Here is a 19,833-nt window from a genome sequence, read left to right on the forward strand (position 1 = left end):
CTCCGTGAGTATCGCCGTCGCCGCGCTACTCGGCGCATTCAGCCAGGCGAGCGCCAGCCCGGAGTTGCACGTGGGCGCCCTCTATAACTACCTGGAATCAGGCCGTAGCAGCGTGGTGAAACAGGTGGAAAACCGGGGCGAGCATACGGCTTTCGTGAGGCTCGAACTGGCCGAAATCACCTTCGATGCCCAAGGCCGGCCTACTGAAAGCGCCCTGCCGAGCGAAGGGCTGCAACGTGCTTTGCTGGGCACACCGCCTCGGTTCATCATTCCGGCCAAGGGTTTTCACAGCGTGCGCTTGATCTTTCGCGGTGGGCGCGCGGTGGAGCGGTACTTTCGCGTGAGGTTCGTTCCGGTGGTACCGCAAGCTGGCGATGCCTTCGCCCTGCGTGATGAAGACGCCAGCGCCTATGCCGCTTCGTTGGGCGCCGGCATACAGGTGCTCAAGGCCATCGGCGGTGTGTTGGTGGTACGCCCTGACGGCACCCGTTACAACACCCGTATCGAAGGCGATGCGGCAGGCTTGTCGCTGCACAACGGTGGTAACACCACGGTGGTAGTGGATAACTTGCGCCTATGTGCGCCTGGCGGGCAACCTTGCGGGCTGGGGCGCAAGGTGCACCTGCGCCCAGGGCAAGCAGAACGCTTTACTCTGATTGGCCAGCAGCAGTACCGTTTCGACCTTGTCGAAGGGCCACAGGTGCGGCCGATGCAACATCCAGAACAAACAGGCAATGCCGGTTCATAGGGAAGCACCGGCACTATCGGCGCCCAAGGGCGGCACACAAAGGGCATGGGAGCCCAAGGAGTTATAGGCATGCGAACCGCTATCATCGCCGATGATCACCCGTTCATTCGCGCGATCATCAGGCACGCGCTTCAGGAGGCGGCTATCGATGTTGTCTACGAAGCCAGCGATGGCCTCGACACCTTGCAAGGGCTGCGTGAGCAACACGCGGACTTGCTGATATTGGACCTCGATATGCCACGCTTGGGCGGCCTGGACGTGATGGACCGGCTAATGACAGCGCCCCAGCGGCCAAAGGTGCTGGTGCTCAGCGGCCACCCAGCCGAGCATTACGCCGCGCGCTGCATGCGGGCCGGCGCCGCCGGTTACCTGTGCAAGCGCCACGGTATGGCGCAGTTGGTCCAGGCGCTGGGCGCGCTGCAAGCGGGGTTCATTTACTTCCCACAAGAGATCAACCTGGGGATGCCGCCCCGGCGTGAAATGGCCGAGCAGGCGGAGGTGGTGGCAGAGCTCTCGCCTCGGGAGATGCAAGTACTGCATTACCTGGGGCTAGGCATGAGCAACGCGGCTATCGGCGAACAATTGGGTATCAGCAATAAAACGGTCAGCTCCCACAAGCGGCGTTTGTTGGAAAAATTCAATGTGCATTCGGTCATTGACCTGGCGGTGATCGTCGAGCGCCACGGGCTCGCTTAGCCCGGTTATTCACAATCGCGATAACAATAGGCCCGCCGGCAAGCCATACGGTAAAACCGGCGCGGATGCTGGCCAGGTGCCCAAAAGCCGGGGCGCTGCCATAACTGTTATCACACGCCTGCCCACAGCTTTACCCACAGCTTGTGCACAGTTACCGCTCGGCGAGTAGCAGCACATTGCGCGGCGTCAATGTGGCGGCACAAAAAGTGCCCATGCGCACGCGAAAGCCGGCTTGCTGTAAGTAAAGCGCACGGTCCAGCGCCAGCCACAGCTCCAATGGCCGGCGGAACAGGTTGCGCAACAGCTCGAGGTTGCGTACCTGGGCCAAGCGTTGCCAACCCTGCTGTTCCAAGCGGGGCCAGTCCGCTTCGGCAGGCGCTTGCAGGCCTTTGAGCGCGGCCATACTCATGCACCACTGGCGCATGCTCAAGGCTTGCCAGCTCGCGGGTAATGAAGGCGTAGGTAAGTAACTGTCTTCGCCGCGCAACTGCCGCTGCCAAAGGTCGAAACCCAAGCGCCGGGCCATGGACGTATCCCGCTGCCGGCATACCCGCCGCCCGGCGGTCACGGCTTCGCTGGCGACCAGGGCCAGATCGTGGCGCGCCAGCAGCAGCGTGCTGCGCTGGGCTCGCGTAGATAGCGCTTGGTAAGTGTCGGCCTGGGTGCGGTTGTAGCAACACGGTGCAATCGCCAATTGCCGGCAGCCGGCCTCGGTGGCCACGGCCATCAGCCGCACGTGCAGGTCGCCGCAGGCATGTAGCGCCACGGGGGTGTCACCTTCGGCCAACTGGCCCACCGCACTGGCGGCCATCACGTCTTGCTGGCGGTGGGCTACCGGCCGTTGCTGGCGCAGGCTTAGCGCTTGCCCGGCGGCGACCAAGGCCGGGGCAAGTTCCAGGCAAGTCGCCCGTTGCTCACCCTGCACCAAGCGGCGCGCCAAATGGCCTTTGCCGGCGCACCAATCCAGCCAGTGGCGCGCGTTGTGCTGAAGGCCAAATGGCCGGCGAAGGCTTCGATTTGCTGCCATTTGCGCCCCGGTACGTCGACCGCGGCATGGCTGCCGGCCGGGTGCAGCGCGGTGCGCGGCAGCTCGGCCAGCTCGCATAATTGCTGTGCACGTGCCGCCAGTGCCGGGTAGGGGGCCGGTGCCGGCAACGCGTAGGGCCTCGGCTGGTCGGCTTCGGCTTGCTCCAGGCTGCGCCCGCGCAACCAACTTGCCAGTTCCGGCAACTGTGCCTCCCATGGGCAACTCAGCGCCATGAATGGCCGGGGGCGCCACAGCGGCTGGTGCTCGAGCAAAAACGCATCGAGCGCTTCGAAATGCGCCTGCAACGAGCGTTGCGCCATCAGCGGATACTGAACGGGAAATACTTATCGTTGATGCGCTTGAACGTACCGTCGGCCAGCGCGTCCTTCAGCGCCAGGTTGAGCCGGGCGCGAAGTGGGTCGTTCAAGCGCACGGCGATGCCGATCTGGTCGCTGTTTTCCACCGGCTCGCTCTTAAGCTCGAAGTGCTTGCCGGTGTCGGTGCGTAGCCATTCGTACGCCGCATACTTGTCGGTCAGTGCGGCGTCGATTTGCCCGGCGGCGAGGGCGTTGTAAAGGGCATCTTGGTCTTCGAACAGCTGTGTATCGGCCACTTGGCTGGCGTTGGCTTGCAGCCATTCGGCCGCCCGTGTTTCGTGCTGGGCGCCCACCTTTTTGCCCATCAGGCTTGCGGGGTCGTTGCTGACTTCAACCTCGGGGGCGGCCAGAAATTGCAGCTTAGTCACGTAATAGGGGTCGGTGAAGTCGACGAGTTGCTTACGCTCGGGGGTAATCGACATCGACGACATCACGAAGTCGAAGCGGTTGTCGATCAAGGCCGGGATCAACTGCTCCGTTGGTACGGTCACGATCTCGCACTCCACCTTCATCTTGGCGCACAGCGCCATGCCCAGGTCGGCATCGAAGCCCACGACTTGGCCGCTGTCATCGGTGCTATTAAACGGCGGGCGGTTGCCTTCCATGCCCATGCGCAGTGTTTCAGCCGCGTGGGCCGTGCCGATGGCCATTAGGGTGGCAAGCAGCCAAGGGCGAAATCTTCGCATTTCCATACGCTCCATGAAAAATAAATGCCTATTGCAAGCTTCGACAGCGTTTAGCGCAAAAACATCACGCGCGGCAATGGGCTGGCAGGCAAAAACGTGTTGCATCGGTAGGTTTGCATGGGTGTGTGGCCGTTAGCATGGGTTGCGCTGGATGGTTGCACCATTTTTGTTCCAAGGTGTTACCTTTGCCTCAAATGAGTGCGATGATGCGCCCGCTTGTGGGAATTTTCGTAAAGCCAGGCGTGGCAGGGGTGCCGAACCCCGTTGCGCGATGCTGCGGGGTAGGCGTCTACCAGGCGGCTTGGCGCGACGAGTCAACGTTCTGGCGTGGTTCTTGCGTAAATTATTAGCAACGGTGGCGTTGTTTAATTTTTACGAGCATACGACGATGCCGCCGGATGTTCGCTTTCTCCTGCTGAAGGTAAACCTATGGGCAACACACAAAACAATGGCTTGGCACAGGGGCTCAAGCAGCGCCATGTGACCATGCTGTCCATCGCCGGGGTTATCGGCGCGGGCCTGTTCATCGGTTCCGGTAAGGCCATCGCGGCTGCCGGCCCCGCGGTTTTGCTGGCGTATGCCGCTGCCGGTACATTGGTGGTTCTGGTAATGCGCATGCTCGGCGAAATGGCCGTGGCGCACCCCGACACCGGTTCGTTCTCCACCTATGCCGACCGCGCCATCGGCCGCTGGGCCGGCTTCACCATCGGCTGGCTGTACTGGTGGTTCTGGGTGTTGGTGATACCGCTGGAAGCCAACGCCGCCGCTGGCATCCTGCACTCCTGGTTCCCGGCCATCGACATCTGGGCTTACACCTTGGTGATCACCTTGGCCCTGACGGTGACCAACCTGTTCAGCGTTAAGAATTACGGAGAGTTCGAGTTCTGGTTTGCCCTGCTCAAGGTGTTGGCGATTATCGCCTTCATCGTGGTGGGCTTGGTCGCCTTGTTCGGCTGGTTCCCTGGCAGCCAAGTCTCCGGTATCAGCCACCTCACCGACACCCAGGGCTTCATGCCCAATGGCCTGGGCGCCGTGGTCGCAGCCATGCTCACCACCATGTTCTCGTTCATGGGCACCGAAATCGTGACCATTGCCGCGGCCGAATCGAATGAGCCGGGCAAGCAAATTTCCAAGGCTACCAACTCGGTGATCGGGCGCATCTTCCTGTTCTACCTGGTTTCGATCTTCCTGGTGGTGGCCCTGGTGCCGTGGAACGATCCGAACCTGCCACAGATTGGTTCCTACCAGGCGGTGCTCGACCTGATCGGCATTCCCCATGCCAAGCTGATCGTCGACATCGTAGTGTTGGTGGCCGTGACCAGTTGCTTGAACTCAGCGCTGTATACCTCATCGCGCATGTTGTTCTCACTGAGCAAGCGCGGCGATGCGCCTGCCGTAGCCCGGCGCACGTCCAGCGCCGGTACCCCCTACGTGGCTGTGCTGCTGTCTACCGCCGCGGCGTTTTTGGCGGTGTTCGCCAACTACGTAGCGCCGGCGGCGGTGTTCGACTTCTTGCTGGCCAGCTCGGGCGCCATTGCCTTGCTGGTGTACTTGGTCATCGCCTTCTCGCAACTGCGCATGCGCCGCGCCGCAGAGGCCAAGGGCGAGAGGCTGGAATTCAAGATGTGGCTGTTCCCAGGCCTGACCTATGCGGTGATCGTTTTCATCATTGCCGTACTGTCGGTGATGGCGCTGCGTGAAGACCACCGCTCCGAGATCATCGCCACCGGTGTGCTCACCGTGGTTGTGGTGATCGCCGGCTTGATCGTAGATCGCCGCCGCACCGCTGCGGGCCTGGCGCAAAGCCGCGTGGCCAAGGCTTAGCACTGACTGATTGTTGCGAAGCCTTGAATTGTTGCGAAGCCTTAAAAAGGCCGCCACCCGTGAGGGTAGCGGCCTTCTTTATCACCAGCCCCGTTGCCAATGCCCCTGGGGCGGCCCTGGCTGGTAATACATCTGGCGCGGCGGCGGTGGCGGTGCGTAGTACACCGGCCGTGGGGCATAGTAGGCCTGCTGCTGTGGGCCATAGTAGCGTTGCTCATGGTGGCGGTGGTGCCCGCCGCCGTCGATGGAGCTGGCGATGATTGCCCCCACTGCGGCGCCGGCCAGGGCCGGGACGATCACGTCGCTGGGCTCGGCCGAAGCGCTGGTAGACGCCACCCCGGCGCCAATGAGGCAGGCCGACAGCAGCACGATCTTGGTCATTTTCGAAAACATGGCGTTCTCCTCGGGCGAGTTAACCGTTCGCCGTAGGTGTATGAAAACCCGAATGGGTGTAAAGCGCCGTCTAGAAAACGTAAAGGTTAGGTAAGCGGCGATTGTGCTCAGCAAGCCAGAGGGGGAGCATAGGGGCACCTTATTCGGGAGATACAGCATGAAAGGCAGCTGCCTTTGCGGCGCCCTGCGTTATGAAGTCGAGGTGCTCGGGACTGCGATCGTGCATTGCCATTGCCGCACCTGCCGTAAAGCGCATGGGGCGGCGTTCTCGAGCAATGCACAGGTGGCGCGGGAGGCATTTCGCTGGCTGGGCGGCCAGCAGGCGCTGGCGTGCTTCGAGCCCGCGCCGGGTGTGCGGCGCTACTTTTGCCGGCAGTGTGGCTCGCCGCTGTTGGCCGAGCGCGAAGGGGAGGCGCAGTTGCTGCTCAAGGTGGCGAGCCTGGACGATGATCCGGGCGTGCTGCCCTACGCGCACATCTGGACCGACCACGACGTGCCCTGGTTAGAGTCGTGTGGCGGCCAAATGTACCATCAAGGGCTGCCGCCCGAGGCCTGATCAGTCAGGGGTAAGGCCGGTTTTCACGCCGTCGACCTTGACGATCCGCCAACCGTCCTTGACCTTGTTCAGTGTCACGTTCAGTGCAACGCTGTTGTCTTGCGTGGTGCCTAGCACCACGTCTTCGATGGCGCTGGTGCCCTTGGCGGTGCGTTCGGTCACGTTGATGTGGGTCAGCCAGCTATCGTCGTAGTCCTGGGATTTAATGAAGTAGTCTTCCTCCAGCCCTTCGTCGCTAGCCATTTGCTTGCGCAGGCCGTCGAGCAAGCTGTCGGCCACATAGGCCTTCATTTGCTGAAGGTCATCGTTCAGCGGCACTTTGTCCTGGCTAAAGCTTTGCAGGTACCAGGTGTAGAAGGCCTCGGTGGTTTGCTTGGCCGTGGTATCGGCCAACGCCAGGGCCGGCGGCAATAGGGTCAGGGTGAGCGCAGCGAGCAGCCGTTTCATCGGGCTTCCTTAATCAGGTGGCGGCAAACCCCCTGATTCTCCGATGATTAATGCCCTGCGGCAATCGCTTCGGAAGCGGCCACGTAGTCTTGCAGGAAGGTTTCGCTTTCTACCCAGGCCACGGCTGCGTCTTCGTCGGCGTCGTCACGCCACTGTTTGTAGCCCACCAGGCAGCCGAAGATGAAATCGGTAAGGTCTTGTTCGCCCCACAGCTGCACCAGTCGCGTCATGGGGTCGCTCTGCAAAAAGGCCTCGCACATCGCCTGCTGGCTGTTCTTGTGCGCCTCGGCCATGGCGCCGAACAGTTCGAGCAGCTCACCGCTGTCTTCCATGGCCGCCAGCAACAGGTCTGGCGTTACCTGGCCCGCTTCGTTCATGGGGTTGTCCGAGGGCACCGAGGCGAAAGGGTCTTGGCGCTCGCCGCCATTGCGGGCGATGCGCTTTTCTTTAGCTTTGGTGGTAGCGCGGCGTTTTTGTTTCAGCTGTTTGCGAGGGGAGGGCATGGGGATGGCCTTTGAAAAATGCGCGGAGGGGGTAGGTAACGGTTGCCCTGATAGTGGCCAACTACACCATTACTATTAATTCGGCGCCGCGAACAGGATACGAAAACACAGATAAAAAAACCCCCGGAATCTTTCAATACCGGGGGTTTTAAAAATCAGTGGTGCCCAGGGACGGAATCGAACCGCCGACACGGGGATTTTCAATCCCCTGCTCTACCGACTGAGCTACCTGGGCAACGGGGCGCATTAAACGGGGTTTTGCGCGGCGCGTCAAGCGCGTTTTGAAAAAATTTCAATTAAACCCGCCGCTTACGCCCGGCCAGTCACTCCGAGGGTGGTACGTAGCCTTCGGCCTGGGCGTAGTCCTCGCCGGAGAGAAATTTGTCCATTTCTTGTTGGATGAACTTGCGGTCTTCGGCGTTCATCATGTTCAAGCGGCGCTCGTTGATCAGCAGGGTCTGGTGCTTTTGCCAGGCGGCCCAGGCTTTTTGCGACACGTGGTTGAAGATGTCTTCGCCCTTAGGGCCAGGGTAGGGCGGGCGCTCGAGCGCTGGCAGTTGTTCTTTGTATTTACGGCACATCACAGTGCGGGTCATTGCGGGTCTCCATTCAAAGCGTCGGCGGCGTGCTTGAGCAGCTTCTTGACCGGGGCGGCCAGGCCCAGGCGCGGCGGGGTGGCGAGGTTATACCAGAGCCAGTCGGCCTCGGCCATGTGGGCGCTGGGGGCTTGTACCCGCACCAGCCAGGGCTCGATAGCCAATTGGAAGTGGCTGAAGGTGTGGGTAAGTTCGGGCATCTGCCGTGCGCCCACCTGCACCAGCGCGTGCTGTGCCACCAGGTGTTCGATGTCGCCGAGTGCGTCGAGCTCCGGCAGGCTCCACAGCCCGCCCCACAGGCCGCTGGAAGGGCGCCGGTAAAGCAAGATGGCGCCATTTTCGTTGGCTAACAGTGGCATCAGCGTGCGCCGCTGCGGGATCGCCTTGCGCGGCTTGGGTTCGGGGAAGCGGGTTTGTTCGCCCAGCAAGTTGGCGCGGCAGCCCTTTTGCACGGGGCACAGCAGGCAGGTGGGTTTGCTGCGGGTGCACAGGGTGGCGCCCAGGTCCATCATCGCTTGGGTGTAGTGGTTGGCTCGCTGGTGCGGCAAAAAACGTTCGGCAGTGGCCCACAGTGCCTTGGCTACCGCCGGCTCGCCCGGGTAGCCCGGCTGTGCGGTGAAGCGCGCCAGCACGCGCTTTACGTTGCCATCCAGAATGGGCGCGCGCAGGCCCATGCTGATACTGGCGATGGCGCCGGCCGTAGAACGGCCAATGCCCGGCAGCGCCTGGAGCTGGTCCAGGTCGCGGGGGAATTCGCCGCCGTGCTGCTGCATCACCTGCTGCGCGGCTTTCTGCAGGTTGCGGGCGCGGGTGTAGTAGCCCAGCCCCGTCCACAAGTGCAGCACTTCGTCTTCCGCTGCCGCGGCCAGCGCCGCCACCGTGGGTAAGGCCTCCATGAAGCGGTCGAAGTACCCCAGCACCGTACTGACCTGGGTTTGTTGCAGCATGATTTCCGACACCCATACGCGGTACGGGCTGATCTGCTGTTGCCAGGGCAGGTGGTGCCTGCCATGGCGGTCGTACCACTCCAGCACGGCGCTGGAAAACTGCTCAGGGCTCATCGCTTGAGCAACCCCTTGAGCGCATCTTTGATTTGCGGGCTCACTTTGTCTCCGAGTTTGTCATCGATTTTGTCTTCTACCCGGTTGCGCAGCAACTGCGCGCCCACGCTGGCCAGGCCGTCGCGGTCGAGGCGGCAAGCCTTGGCGCCCAACTCCAACGGCCCACGGCAGCGAATCGGCACTTCGACATTGGCAAAGCGGTCGTTCACTTGGCAAGCGGGGTCTGGCATGTCGCCTTTGTCGCCCTCGACTACCACCCCAAGGGTGTAATCCAGGCCCAGCACGCGCAGGTCGATGGCACCTTTGCCATTGACCAGTAGCCCTCGAATGCTGGCTTTCAGGTCTGGGTTGTTGGCCACGCCATCGCGCAGCGTGAGGGTACCGCCCAATTGGCGGAAGGCAGTGTCTTTGCCGCGCGGCTCGCTGGTAAGGCTTTTTTGGTTGAGGGCGGCGATGCCTTGGCACAGCTGTTGTTCCAGGTTGGCGTTCACCAGCACGCCGTTGTCGAGGTTGAACCGCGCGTTGCCGTTCAAGGTTTCGACCAGTGCTTTCTGGCTGTTGCCGCTGGCGGTCACCTCGCCGGTCAGGTTCAGGCCGCCGCGCAGGGGTGGTTCGGGGTTCTGCGCCTTGAGGATCAGCTCTACCGGCACCCGCTGCACTTGGGCTTGTAGGGCTAACTGCGGCGTGTCGCCGCGTACATCGAGGCTGCCGTGGGTTTCGAAGCGGCCGTTGGCGATTTCACCACTGAGCGTTTGCAGCGAGGCCAGCCCCGCCTGGCTTTGCACCCTGAGTGCAGCGTTGTCGATCGCGACGTTTTTCAGCGTGAGTTGCCCAAAGGCCAGGTCGGCATTCAGGTCGAGCGCGCGCAGGCGCTCAACGGGGAACAGCCGGTCGTCGCTCCAGGCCTCTTTGCTGGGTGCGTTTGGCAGCGGCGTGGTGCCGGCGCTGGCCACGGCGGCCTGCTCGGTGCCTTGCACTTCGGCTTTGCGCGCCGCGGCTTGGCCCTCGGCGTCTTTGCTTTGCGGCGGCAGGTAGCGGTCGGCATTGAAGCGGTCAGCCTTGAGCTGCAGGCGCACGGCCTGCCGGGCGATGTCGTCGACCGCCAGGCGGCCATTGAACGTGCTGCCATCGACCTTGGCAGTCAGGTCTTCGAGGGCCAGGGCGTTTTTTGAGCCCTGCAGGCGCGCCACCAGTTCAACCTGGGCCAGCGCCGTGGGGTCAGCGGTGGCCGGCAGCGGCTGGGCGATGCCGTCGAGGAACGCGCGCAGGTCGAACTGGGCGATGGACAGCGCACCGGCCAGTTGCGGGTCGCTGTCCAGGTTGCGCAGGTGTAGCTCGCCCAGGGCCCGTAGCTGGTTGGCCGAGAGCTTCAGGTTGCTCCAGTCGGCCACATTGGCGGCCAGGTCTGCGAGCAGTTGCCCTTGGGTCGAGAAGGTCATCGTCTTACCTTGCAGCGGCTCGCCGGAGACCTCCCCAGACAAACGCATGTCTTCGAACTGGTAGCGCTTGAGCACGCGGTCGAAGCGCAATTGGCCGGCAAGTTCGGTGCGGGCCCGCATTTGCGGTTGGTTGGTGCCCAGGAATGCGGTCAGCTTGACCGGGATGTCACTGCTCTCGCGCACCGCGCCAGTACTCAGTTGGATGCTCTCGGCGGTGAAGTTGCGGCCGCTTTGCGCGTCGCTGTAGGTCACCGTGGCGTTGTTGACCGTCAGGCTGTCGATGTCGAGCTTCATCGGCCGTTCACTGCGCGCGGGCGGGGTTTGTGGGCCGTCGTTGCCAGCGGTGGGTGGTGTCGTGGGTTGCTGGCCGTCGGCCAAAGGTGTGCCGATGTCTTGCCAGTTACCGTGGCCGCTGGCGTCGCGGGCCAGTTTCAGGTTAAGGCCGTCCACGCGAACGTCGCTCATCTGCACTTCTTTGCGCAGCAATGGCAATACCCGCACCGAGAGGCCCAGCAGTTGCAGGTCGGCGAACGGGGTACTCGGGTTCTGCAGCGTCGCCACGCTGGCATCGTGCAGTTCCAGGCCCAGCCAGGGGAACAGGCTCCAGCCGATGTCGCCGTTGAGGGTCAACTCGACGTGGGCTCTGTCGCGCGCCAGCTTGCGAATTTCGTCTTTATAGTCATTGGGATCGAACAGATGGGTCAGGGCAAAGCCAAGCGCCACCAGGATCAGCAACAACCCGAGCACGAAAATCCCCAGGATTTTGCCGAACGCTTTCATGGGCGGGTCCTTGTAGGTCGGTTCTTAAATAAGCGGCCCAGTATAGGCGCAGCGCCAGGGTGGTTAAACCCAATGCCGCGGTGCAGTGGCGCACAAGCGGCAGGGGCGTCCGGCATTGGCTACGCTGGTCGGTGCGGCGGGGGTTGGCGACGGCGTCACAGATCAGGCAAAAAAGCTGGTGGCAATTTGCTTTCAAGCGCCTGAACAAATGTTAACCTTGCGCCGTTCGGGGCCTTGCGCGGCAATATGTCGCGGTTTTCCAACCCCTGCCGATAAAGCGATCGTAGCCTTGCGTGCCAACAAGATCGTGCTCGGCGTAGTAGTCCTTGAGCCAATACTTATCTGGGGGAATAACAATGAGCGTCACTGTTCCGGGTAGCGATCACGCCGCCCAGGCGCCGTTCCTGTCGAAGGAGCGAATCATCGCCCGGCCGGGCTTCAACCGTTGGCTGGTGCCGCCGGCAGCACTGGCCATCCATTTGTGCATCGGCATGGCCTATGGCTTCTCGGTGTTCTGGTTGCCGCTGTCCAAGGCCATCGGCACCGCGTGCCCGGCAGAGATGGACTTTATCAGCCAAGTGTTTTCATCCACCTGTGACTGGCCGATCTCGATGCTGGGCTGGGTCTACACGCTGTTCTTCATCTTCCTGGGGTGCTCCGCGGCCATTTGGGGCGGCTGGCTGGAACGCGCCGGGCCACGCAAGGCGGGGGTCGTCTCGGCGGTGTGCTGGTGTGGCGGCCTGGTGATTTCGGCGCTGGGCGTGTACACCCACCAAATCTGGCTGATGTGGATAGGCTCTGGGGTAATCGGCGGTATCGGCCTGGGCCTGGGGTACATTTCGCCGGTGTCCACGCTGATCAAGTGGTTCCCCGACAAACGCGGCATGGCCACCGGCATGGCGATCATGGGCTTCGGCGGCGGCGCGATGGTCGGAGCGCCGTTGGCGACCTCGTTGATGAGCAGCTTCGCCTCGCCCGGCGACGTGGGCGTGTGGCAAACCTTCCTGGTGATGGCGCTGATCTACTTCGTGTTCATGATCGCTGGCGCGCTCACCTACCGTGTACCGCCTACCGGCTGGAAGCCCGAAGGTTGGGTGCCGCCGGCGAAGAATACCGGCAACAGCATGATCACCGACCGCCACGTGCATGTGAGCGTGGCCTGGAAAACCCCACAGTTTGCCCTGGTGTGGCTGGTGCTGTGCCTGAACGTGTCGGCCGGTATCGGCATCTTGGGCATGGCTTCGCCATTGCTGCAGGAGGTGTTCGGTGGCCAGTTGATCGGCACCGTGCTGTCGTTCAAGGAATTGTCGGCCGACCAGCTCAAGCAAGTGGCGGCGATCGCCGCGGGCTTTACTGGCTTGCTTAGCTTGTTCAACATCGGCGGGCGTTTTTTCTGGGCGTCGTTTTCCGACTATATCGGGCGCAAGTACACCTATTTCGTGTTCTTCGCCCTGGGCGCGGCGCTCTATGGCCTGGTGCCGAACCTCGGCCACCTGGGCAATGTGGTGCTGTTCGTGACGGCGTTCTGCATTATCTTGTCGATGTACGGCGGCGGTTTTGCCACTGTGCCGGCTTACCTGGCCGACCTGTTCGGTACGCAAATGGTCGGCGCGATCCATGGCCGCTTGCTTACTGCCTGGGCCGCGGCGGGGGTACTGGGCCCGGTGTTGGTGAACTACCTGCGTGAGTACCAACTCGCCCACGGTGTGGCACCGGCGGCGGTGTACGACAAAACCCTGTACATCCTGGTTGGCCTGCTGGCGTTGGGCTTTATTTGCAACGCCCTGGTGCGCCCGGTCGCGGATAAGTACTTCATGACCGACGAGCAACTGGCCGCCGAGCGCGCCATCGGCCACGACAAGGCTGCGCCAGGCACCGCCAACGTGCTGGAGTGGCACGCCGCGCCGAACACCCGGCTGGCGGTGATCGTGGCTTGGTTGGCCGTGGGCCTGCCCCTGGCCTGGGGGGTGATCGTGACCCTGCAGAAAACCGCAGTGCTTTTCTAGCCAGCGCCCCCGGCGCACCGCTGTGCGCGCCGGGGAATTCCTGCTGCACCCGAACCCCTTCTGGCCTTATAATGCCTACCTTTTCGCCCACGATTCATTGCGGAGCTGGTAATGGCCGAACGTAAGGCGTTCGTCGAGCGCAATACCCTGGAAACCCAGATCAAAGCCTCGATCAACCTGGATGGCACCGGAAAGGCCCGGTTCGATATCGGCGTGCCTTTTCTTGAGCATATGCTCGACCAGATCGCCCGGCATGGGCTGGTCGACCTCGACATCGAATGCAAGGGCGACCTGGATATCGACGACCACCACACGGTGGAAGATGTTGGCATCACCTTGGGCAAGGCCTTCGCCCAGGCGGTGGGCGACAAAAAAGGCATCCGCCGCTATGGCCATGCTTATGTGCCGCTGGATGAAGCGCTGTCGCGGGTGGTCATCGACTTTTCCGGCCGCCCCGGCTTGCACATGAACGTGCCCTACACACGCGCGGTGGTCGGCCGTTTCGATGTAGACCTGTTCCAGGAGTTTTTCCAGGGCTTCGTCAACCACGCCCAGGTAACCCTGCACATCGACAACCTGCGGGGCATCAACACCCACCACCAGATCGAAACCGTGTTCAAGGCCTTCGGCCGCGCGCTGCGCATGGCCGTCGAGGTCGACGAGCGCATGGCCGGGCAAATGCCCTCGACCAAGGGCGTGCTGTAATGCAAACAGTGGCGGTGATTGACTACGGCATGGGCAACCTGCACTCGGTGGCCAAGGCCCTGGAGCACGTAGGCGCGGGCAAGGTGCTGGTCACCAGCGACGCCACGGTGATCCGCGAGGCCGACCGCGTGGTGTTCCCCGGCGTGGGCGCGATTCGTGACTGCATGGCTGAGATTCGCCGGCTGGGCTTCGACAGCCTGGTGCGCGAGGTCAGCCAAGACCGCCCATTCCTGGGAATCTGCGTAGGCATGCAGGCATTGATGGAACGCAGCGAAGAAAACGGCGGTGTCGATTGCATTGGGCTGTTTCCCGGCCAGGTACGCTTCTTCGGCAAAGGTTTGCACGAAGGGGGCGAACACCTGAAGGTGCCGCACATGGGCTGGAACGAAATCAGCCTGGCCGTGGACCATCCGCTATGGCACAACATCCCCGACCACGCGCGTTTCTATTTCGTGCACAGCTTCTATATCGAAGCGGCCAAGGCGGGCCAGGTGGTCGGGCGCGGCCATTATGGCGTCGATTTCGCCGCGGCGCTGGCCGATGGCTCGCGCTTCGCTGTGCAATTCCACCCCGAAAAAAGCCACACCCACGGCCTGCAACTGCTGCAGAACTTCATCGCCTGGGACGGGCGTTGGTAAAGAACAACGTACCAAGCTACCCGTTGCGGGCGAATGAATACCGTGCCCGGCCTGTAGCTTGAGGCTTGCGACTGTTTCCGAAGGAAAACCTATGCTTATCATTCCCGCGATCGACCTAAAAGACGGTGCCTGTGTGCGCTTGCGCCAGGGCCGGATGGAAGACTCCACGGTGTTTTCCAACGACCCGGTGAGCATGGCCGCCAAGTGGGTCGACGGCGGCTGCCGCCGGCTGCACTTGGTAGACCTGAACGGCGCCTTCGAAGGCCAGCCGGTCAACGGTGAAGTGGTCACCGCCATTGCCAAGCGTTATCCGCGCCTGCCGATCCAAATCGGCGGTGGTATCCGTTCACTGGAAACCATCGAGCATTACGTCAAAGCAGGTGTGAGCTATGTGATCATCGGCACCAAAGCGGTGAAGCAACCGGAGTTCGTCGCCGAGGCGTGCAGGGCCTTTCCGGGCAAGGTCATCGTCGGCCTGGATGCCAAGGACGGTTTCGTCGCCACCGACGGCTGGGCAGAAGTGAGCAGCGTGCAAGTAATTGACCTGGCCAAGCGCTTCGAAGCCGACGGTGTGGCGGCTATCGTGTATACCGATATCGCCAAGGACGGCATGATGCAGGGCTGCAACGTGCCCTTCACCAAGGCCCTGGCCGAAGCCACGCGCATTCCGGTAATCGCCTCGGGCGGCATCCATAACCTCAGCGACATCAAGGCCCTGCTCGATGCCAATGCCCCCGGCATCATCGGCGCCATCACCGGCCGCGCCATCTACGAGGGCACGCTGGACGTGGCCGAGGCGCAGGCGTTTTGTGACAACCACGGGAACTGACCATGGCCCTCGCCAAACGCATCATCCCTTGCCTGGACGTCGATAACGGCCGGGTGGTCAAGGGCGTCAAGTTCGAGAACATCCGTGATGCGGGCGACCCGGTGGAAATCGCCCGGCGTTACGACGAGCAGGGTGCCGACGAGATCACCTTTCTCGACATTACCGCCAGCGTCGATGGCCGGGACACCACCCTGCACACCGTAGAACGCATGGCCAGCCAGGTATTCATCCCACTGACCGTGGGCGGTGGCGTGCGTACCGTGCAAGACATCCGTAACCTGCTCAATGCCGGGGCCGACAAGGTGTCGATCAACACCGCCGCGGTGTTCAACCCCGAGTTCGTCGGGGAGGCGGCGGCGCGCTTCGGCTCACAGTGCATCGTGGTCGCCATCGACGCCAAGAAGGTATCGGCGCTCGGCGAAACGCCGCGTTGGGAGATCTTCACCCACGGTGGGCGCAAGCCTACCGGCCTGGATGCCGTGCAGTGGGCGCAAAAAATGGAAGGATTGGGTGCCGGCGAGATCCTGCTCACCAGCATGGACCAGGACGGCATGAAAAACGGCTTTGACCTCGGCGTAACGCGCGCCATCAGCGACGCATTGGGCATTCCAGTGATCGCCTCGGGCGGCGTAGGTAATCTGCAGCACCTGGCCGATGGCGTGCTTGAAGGCCACGCCAGCGCGGTGCTGGCGGCCAGTATTTTCCACTTTGGCGAGTACACCGTGCCGGAGGCGAAAGCCTATCTGGCGGCACGGGGTATCGTGGTGCGCTAATCGGCGCTGGGCTTCATGCTTCGCGTTCAGGGCCTAGGGGCGCAGCGGCCAATAGGCTTTCGACGGGGCTGGACTCCTGGCCGTCAGGGTCGATAGCCTTGGCGCAGTGTTTCACATCCTCAGCGAGCGCGAGCACGAACTCGATGGCTTCTGCCGGGTGGTACCCTTCAGGCTCATTGCAATCGGTATCTCGGGCAGGGCCGAACTTGCTGAATAGTCTCGCGGGGCTGGTGATCTCTTGTGCGACTACCAATTGGTAGTTGCCATTATCCCTATCAGCAATCTCCACATGTGGTTTAAGGGTTTCCCCCTCGCGTAAGGGGACGAGAGCGTGAATCGCGGCGTTGTGTAGCATGCCTTTGGTCATGGCCCCGTCAGCGCCCGGCTGGGCAACCGCGCAGGCATAATTGGTACTGGCCGAGTCCGCCATTTCGACCAGGTGATCCTGCTCGCCAGCCTGCATTGGCACGCTGTAGCCGCCTGGTTGTTCGCAGGCGGCAGGTGAAGTGCCTACTTTGTACTGAAAGTAGCGCTGGTCCGTACTGAAGCTCAGTTGGGCAGGTTTGGCCTCGCCGCCCTGCGCGGATACTCTGAAGCCGGTATCCCCTGATATTTGCATATCGTGTGCAGGCAATAGCACGCAGTTTTTAAGTTTAGGTAGGCGCCCATTGAAGCAGCCTTTCAGATCGGTCACGAGCCCTCCGTGGCCTCCGCTTTCGTCCCCAAGAACGTGGCTGGAGACCGCTATGACCTCGCCGCTGGCGCGGTCAATGATGGGGCTACCCGACGCGCCGGGGTTCACATTCAGGCAATCGTGCTGTAGGCCGTGCCGTTGGATTTTCCAGATGTCGCCCCCCACCGGTTGGCGCACACAGGTGGATAACTGCAAGTCGATTTGTTCGCCGTTGTTGGGGTATCCGGCAATAACCAGATCATGGCCGATGGGCGTGGCCTTATTGGCAATCTCCAGCGGCTGCACGCCCCTGGCTTGCAGTTGCGCTAACGTTACGTTAAGCCTCAGCAATGCAAGGTCATGGCGCCGCCGGTTAGCGAACAGAAGTTGCTCGGCGGTGGCAAACACCGGCTGGGAGCCCTTGAAGGCGCCGAACTCGATGGTGTGTACCTCTTTGCGATGGGTCACTATCTGGCCGTCTTCAAGGTCGACGCAGTGAGCGTTGGTAATGGCCACCGCTTTTTTCGTGGGCGGCGTTTTGATCAGAAATGCCGTGCATTGGTTATCGAGGCGGCCAATGCCCATGAACCGGTCATTTTGCCCATCGGTATTGGTGAGCAGTGTGGCCTGCGCATCGTAGTTGCCGAACCCGCGGCCCCAATCGTTGGGCCAGCTGTAGGTCGCCGAGTCGTAGGTCGCGGTTGGCAGGGTCAAAACGGCCGTGGGCGCACACGAGGGCTCGCGGGCCGCTGCAGCATCGGCCAGGTGCCGGCGCAAGCCTACTATGTCCACTTCCGAGTTGGCACCGAGTTGGCGCCTTTGCGCTTCAGGCAGTTGGCGGTTAATGGCCTGGAAAAAACTGTCGGTTTTGGCGTCGGAGGGGATGTAAGGGTGTTCCGAAGGGGTGTCGCCATACCGCCCCAGGCCATAGTCATACAGCGTGACGGCCGCTTGGGTATCGCCGCTTGCGGGTGCCGTTTCGCCCGGCTTGAGAATATGCAGCTCGCAGCCGATGCTCGCCAGCGTGCTGTTCGCCACCTCGCGCAGCGTTGCGTCGGCTTGCACGTCGTATGGCCTGGCGTGGCGGATGTAGTCCTGGTGCGCGGCCTGTTCGGCTTGATGTTCAAGATTGGCGCTTTCCTGATAAAGCGCCCGGTAAAGCTCGGGAAGTTCACCATTTTCGTAGAGGAACTGGTTGCGCTGAGCGGCGCTGGGTATATGGTCAACCAGCACCTGCTGTATGCGCGACTCGGGAATATGAGGAAACTGCTCAATCAGCCGGGCAACCAGGCTGCTGCGCCCGGTTTTGCCAGCATTGGGTAGCCATTTCAGAAAGTCGGTGGGCAGTGTGGTTGCATGTGCCTCGGCCATTTCCTGGCGGATGGCCACTGGCTTCTGGCGAGCGGCGGCGGCCATTTTCTCGTGCACGACGATTTGTTGGCCTTCGGGGCTCATTGCGCCGGGGAAGTTACCGCCAGTCACCAGGGCAGAGTAAGGGCGCAATTGCGGCAGAATCAGTTCCAGCGGGTTAGCGCTCGCCATTGTGTGGGCCGTTTGGGCTGGGCGGTTGGCCGTATAGGTACCGTTGGCCTGCTGAACGAGGTCGATGAAATGCAGGCGTTGCTGTGGCGCGGCAATGGCGGGGTAGCGGGCCTGTTCTTGGCCCACAGGGTCGAAAACCCGTATGGCATGGTCCGGCGGGAACTCCGGCAGGCTTGTGAGCAGGTTCAGCGCTATTGGATGCTCCGCGGCGAGCTCTGGCCAATGACCCTTTCGGCCAATGTCACGAATAAAAGCATCGGTTTTATTCTGTAATGCCTCGAACGATTGCGTCAGTGCTGCCATTCCATTGCGGCATCGCAGGTTGTAACAGAGGGCGAGGCGTCTGCGCGTGGCACGGCCAGCAATGGCACGCCCATCCAGGTGGCGGCGGGTGCTTGGGCCGCCATGCCGCTGCCCCGCGGGCCCTGCCCCACGGGGATGGCAGCGCCTTCGGCGCCCGGCGGAAACGAGCCCGGCCAGTTCGGCAAGGCGTCGACATTCAGGTGCTGGGCCAGGCTCAGCGCATTGGGCAGCACGTGGCACAGCGCAAACTCTAGACAAGCCTGGATTTGGCTGGGTGCTTTCGCCCGTTGCTGTTCTACCAATACAGAAAAGCCCGCTTCGAAGGTTTCGAAGCGCTGCGGCATACCTTCCGGGACCTCGGAGGCGTATTTGCGAAACGCCTCGGTTTTCTGGCCGATGGATAAGAGTTGTATTTCAGCGACCGACACCCCCAGCACCCGGGCTAAATGCTCATCGAATTCGATACGCATGGCACCGATGGCCCGGTCAACCATGGCAGCGTCCAACTGCTTGATCTGTTGCTCGATCTGTTGGCGTCTACGGTTCAGCTTGATCATGGCCGGTGAACCTTGCAGTTCCAACAACCGTTGCCACACACCGTTATGCTGGAAGCGCGCATTCGTGGCGCGCAACTCCCTGTTGTTAACTGAGCGCAGCTCTTTTTGCAGTGCCGCCCGAGCCTTGCCCAGGCGGTTTTCGGCCTCTGTAGGCCCTTCGCCAGGCTTGGAGTTGATCTTTTTGCTCAAGGTGGGCCGGTAATTGCCCTTGTTACGGGTAACGTTATTTGTTGGCATGAGGGGTTTCCGTAGTTCTGGGCAATGCGCCGCGTTCGCTACCGTATCCGAAGCGGCGCGCCTTACTAATCGGAAACGCCCGAAAAATCGCAGGCCTTTAGCCAATTCATCCACTTTGTGGGCTTCTTTTACGCTGAACATGGGTCACCCCTCGGATCCCGGCGTTTCGCGCCCGGTTCAGGCTCACGCTGCCATCACGTTCGGGTTGCTCGCCCCCGCAGATGTACCGCGCGCCCAGAGGTTCGAGCAAAGGCACCGTATGGTCGGCCTGTTGTACGGGGATGGGGGCACTGCAACCGTGGGGCTGTGTACACTCTGCCGGGGTTCCCCCACCGTGCACTGGGAATAGCCTGCCTTGGTTTCGAAGCGCATGCGCGCTTGGGCAGGTTCGCCGTTTGTGCCTTGCTCTGCCGACGCCATACCCTTAATGGCCACAG

The 19,833-nt window shown here is 62.0% G+C and carries 18 protein-coding genes, 1 tRNA gene and 1 pseudogene; 9 read left to right on the forward strand and 11 right to left on the reverse strand.

Features of this window, described 5'->3' with window-relative positions; translation table 11 throughout:
- The first annotated feature begins 4 nt into the window (after window positions 1-4).
- Together HAQ05_RS22940 and HAQ05_RS22945 are read left to right on the forward strand one after the other, a co-directional pair.
- Window positions 5-748, forward strand: a complete 744-nt coding sequence (locus HAQ05_RS22940) for a molecular chaperone (protein ID WP_190424988.1) — start codon at window positions 5-7, stop codon at window positions 746-748.
- A gap of 69 nt (window positions 749-817) precedes the next feature.
- A complete protein-coding gene (locus HAQ05_RS22945; protein WP_190424992.1) occupies window positions 818-1,444 on the forward strand; it encodes a response regulator transcription factor in 627 nt (208 codons plus the stop codon).
- Window positions 1,445-1,595: 151 nt separating this feature from the next.
- On the opposite strand, the pseudogene HAQ05_RS22950 reads toward HAQ05_RS22945, so the two are convergent.
- Both HAQ05_RS22950 and HAQ05_RS22955 read right to left on the reverse strand, forming a co-directional pair.
- Window positions 1,596-2,791 (reverse strand): annotated as a pseudogene (locus HAQ05_RS22950) (methyltransferase).
- Window positions 2,791-3,534: a transporter substrate-binding domain-containing protein gene (locus HAQ05_RS22955; protein ID WP_190424995.1), complete on the reverse strand. Its 744-nt coding sequence runs from the start codon at window positions 3,532-3,534 to the stop codon at window positions 2,791-2,793. The pseudogene HAQ05_RS22950 and the gene HAQ05_RS22955 overlap by 1 nt, the downstream one beginning before the upstream one ends.
- Window positions 3,535-3,963: 429 nt before the next feature.
- Here HAQ05_RS22955 and gabP point away from each other — a divergent pair, with 429 nt between their 5' ends.
- Window positions 3,964-5,358, forward strand: coding sequence for a GABA permease (gene gabP, locus HAQ05_RS22960; RefSeq protein WP_190424998.1), 1,395 nt, complete (start codon window positions 3,964-3,966; stop codon window positions 5,356-5,358).
- Window positions 5,359-5,439: 81 nt separating this feature from the next.
- Here gabP and HAQ05_RS22965 read toward each other — a convergent pair whose 3' ends face one another.
- Window positions 5,440-5,751: a hypothetical protein gene (locus HAQ05_RS22965; RefSeq protein ID WP_190425001.1), complete on the reverse strand. Its 312-nt coding sequence runs from the start codon at window positions 5,749-5,751 to the stop codon at window positions 5,440-5,442.
- A gap of 157 nt (window positions 5,752-5,908) precedes the next feature.
- Between HAQ05_RS22965 and HAQ05_RS22970 the strand changes: the two genes are divergently transcribed.
- The gene (locus tag HAQ05_RS22970) at window positions 5,909-6,307 is read left to right on the forward strand and encodes a GFA family protein (RefSeq protein ID WP_190425004.1); all 399 of its coding nucleotides are present in this window, start codon (window positions 5,909-5,911) and stop codon (window positions 6,305-6,307) included.
- On the opposite strand, the gene HAQ05_RS22975 is transcribed toward HAQ05_RS22970, so the two are convergent.
- From HAQ05_RS22975 to HAQ05_RS23000, 6 genes are all read right to left on the reverse strand, one after another.
- Entirely contained in the window at window positions 6,308-6,754 is a 447-nt protein-coding gene (locus HAQ05_RS22975) for a DUF3828 domain-containing protein (protein WP_190425007.1), read from the reverse strand. It abuts the gene before it with no gap.
- A gap of 47 nt (window positions 6,755-6,801) precedes the next feature.
- A complete protein-coding gene (locus HAQ05_RS22980; RefSeq protein ID WP_190425010.1) occupies window positions 6,802-7,257 on the reverse strand; it encodes a hypothetical protein in 456 nt (151 codons plus the stop codon).
- A gap of 159 nt (window positions 7,258-7,416) precedes the next feature.
- Window positions 7,417-7,492 (reverse strand) — tRNA-Phe (locus tag HAQ05_RS22985).
- An 88-nt stretch (window positions 7,493-7,580) separates the two neighbouring features.
- Entirely contained in the window at window positions 7,581-7,853 is a 273-nt protein-coding gene (locus tag HAQ05_RS22990) for an oxidative damage protection protein (RefSeq protein ID WP_190425013.1), read from the reverse strand.
- Window positions 7,850-8,914: an A/G-specific adenine glycosylase gene (gene mutY / locus HAQ05_RS22995; RefSeq protein WP_190425015.1), complete on the reverse strand. Its 1,065-nt coding sequence runs from the start codon at window positions 8,912-8,914 to the stop codon at window positions 7,850-7,852. The genes HAQ05_RS22990 and mutY overlap by 4 nt, the downstream gene beginning before the upstream one ends.
- A complete protein-coding gene (locus tag HAQ05_RS23000; protein ID WP_190425018.1) occupies window positions 8,911-11,133 on the reverse strand; it encodes an AsmA family protein in 2,223 nt (740 codons plus the stop codon). Before HAQ05_RS23000 ends, mutY begins: the two co-directional genes overlap by 4 nt.
- 356 nt (window positions 11,134-11,489) lie before the next feature.
- On the opposite strand from HAQ05_RS23000, the gene HAQ05_RS23005 reads away from it, so the two are divergent.
- The 5 genes from HAQ05_RS23005 (at window position 11,490) to hisF (ending at window position 16,084) form a co-directional block, all read left to right on the forward strand.
- Entirely contained in the window at window positions 11,490-13,139 is a 1,650-nt protein-coding gene (locus HAQ05_RS23005; RefSeq protein ID WP_190425021.1) for an OFA family MFS transporter, read from the forward strand.
- Between the two features lie 111 nt (window positions 13,140-13,250).
- Window positions 13,251-13,844 (forward strand): imidazoleglycerol-phosphate dehydratase HisB, encoded by a 594-nt coding sequence (hisB, locus tag HAQ05_RS23010; protein ID WP_190425023.1) that lies wholly within the window; start codon window positions 13,251-13,253, stop codon window positions 13,842-13,844.
- Window positions 13,844-14,482 (forward strand): imidazole glycerol phosphate synthase subunit HisH, encoded by a 639-nt coding sequence (gene hisH / locus HAQ05_RS23015; RefSeq protein WP_190425026.1) that lies wholly within the window; start codon window positions 13,844-13,846, stop codon window positions 14,480-14,482. The genes hisB and hisH overlap by 1 nt, the downstream gene beginning before the upstream one ends.
- Window positions 14,483-14,573: 91 nt before the next feature.
- Window positions 14,574-15,311, forward strand: a complete 738-nt coding sequence (gene hisA, locus HAQ05_RS23020; protein WP_190425029.1) for a 1-(5-phosphoribosyl)-5-[(5-phosphoribosylamino)methylideneamino]imidazole-4-carboxamide isomerase — start codon at window positions 14,574-14,576, stop codon at window positions 15,309-15,311.
- Between the two features lie 2 nt (window positions 15,312-15,313).
- On the forward strand, window positions 15,314-16,084 hold the full coding sequence (gene hisF, locus HAQ05_RS23025) for an imidazole glycerol phosphate synthase subunit HisF (RefSeq protein ID WP_190425030.1): 771 nt from the start codon (window positions 15,314-15,316) through the stop codon (window positions 16,082-16,084).
- A gap of 13 nt (window positions 16,085-16,097) precedes the next feature.
- On the opposite strand, the gene HAQ05_RS23030 is transcribed toward hisF, so the two are convergent.
- Window positions 16,098-18,602 (reverse strand): trypsin-like serine peptidase, encoded by a 2,505-nt coding sequence (locus tag HAQ05_RS23030; protein ID WP_190425032.1) that lies wholly within the window; start codon window positions 18,600-18,602, stop codon window positions 16,098-16,100.
- Window positions 18,590-19,396, reverse strand: a complete 807-nt coding sequence (locus HAQ05_RS23035; protein WP_190425034.1) for a hypothetical protein — start codon at window positions 19,394-19,396, stop codon at window positions 18,590-18,592. The genes HAQ05_RS23030 and HAQ05_RS23035 overlap by 13 nt, the downstream gene beginning before the upstream one ends.
- Between the last annotated feature and the right edge of the window lie 437 nt (window positions 19,397-19,833).

Source organism: Pseudomonas typographi (genome assembly GCF_014694385.1).
GTDB lineage: Bacteria > Pseudomonadota > Gammaproteobacteria > Pseudomonadales > Pseudomonadaceae > Aquipseudomonas > Aquipseudomonas typographi.

Coding starts and splice junctions, on each gene's coding strand:
- HAQ05_RS23005 (WP_190425021.1), top strand. CDS start 11,490: ATGAGCGTCACTGTTCCGGGTAGCGATCACGCCGCCCAGGCGCCGTTC.
- HAQ05_RS22965 (WP_190425001.1), bottom strand. CDS start 5,751: ATGTTTTCGAAAATGACCAAGATCGTGCTGCTGTCGGCCTGCCTCATT.
- HAQ05_RS22975 (WP_190425007.1), bottom strand. CDS start 6,754: ATGAAACGGCTGCTCGCTGCGCTCACCCTGACCCTATTGCCGCCGGCC.
- hisB (WP_190425023.1), top strand. CDS start 13,251: ATGGCCGAACGTAAGGCGTTCGTCGAGCGCAATACCCTGGAAACCCAG.
- HAQ05_RS22945 (WP_190424992.1), top strand. CDS start 818: ATGCGAACCGCTATCATCGCCGATGATCACCCGTTCATTCGCGCGATC.
- hisF (WP_190425030.1), top strand. CDS start 15,314: ATGGCCCTCGCCAAACGCATCATCCCTTGCCTGGACGTCGATAACGGC.
- HAQ05_RS22980 (WP_190425010.1), bottom strand. CDS start 7,257: ATGCCCTCCCCTCGCAAACAGCTGAAACAAAAACGCCGCGCTACCACC.
- gabP (WP_190424998.1), top strand. CDS start 3,964: ATGGGCAACACACAAAACAATGGCTTGGCACAGGGGCTCAAGCAGCGC.
- HAQ05_RS23030 (WP_190425032.1), bottom strand. CDS start 18,602: ATGGCAGCACTGACGCAATCGTTCGAGGCATTACAGAATAAAACCGAT.
- hisA (WP_190425029.1), top strand. CDS start 14,574: ATGCTTATCATTCCCGCGATCGACCTAAAAGACGGTGCCTGTGTGCGC.
- HAQ05_RS23000 (WP_190425018.1), bottom strand. CDS start 11,133: ATGAAAGCGTTCGGCAAAATCCTGGGGATTTTCGTGCTCGGGTTGTTG.
- HAQ05_RS23035 (WP_190425034.1), bottom strand. CDS start 19,396: ATGCCAACAAATAACGTTACCCGTAACAAGGGCAATTACCGGCCCACC.
- HAQ05_RS22955 (WP_190424995.1), bottom strand. CDS start 3,534: ATGCGAAGATTTCGCCCTTGGCTGCTTGCCACCCTAATGGCCATCGGC.
- HAQ05_RS22990 (WP_190425013.1), bottom strand. CDS start 7,853: ATGACCCGCACTGTGATGTGCCGTAAATACAAAGAACAACTGCCAGCG.
- mutY (WP_190425015.1), bottom strand. CDS start 8,914: ATGAGCCCTGAGCAGTTTTCCAGCGCCGTGCTGGAGTGGTACGACCGC.
- HAQ05_RS22970 (WP_190425004.1), top strand. CDS start 5,909: ATGAAAGGCAGCTGCCTTTGCGGCGCCCTGCGTTATGAAGTCGAGGTG.
- hisH (WP_190425026.1), top strand. CDS start 13,844: ATGCAAACAGTGGCGGTGATTGACTACGGCATGGGCAACCTGCACTCG.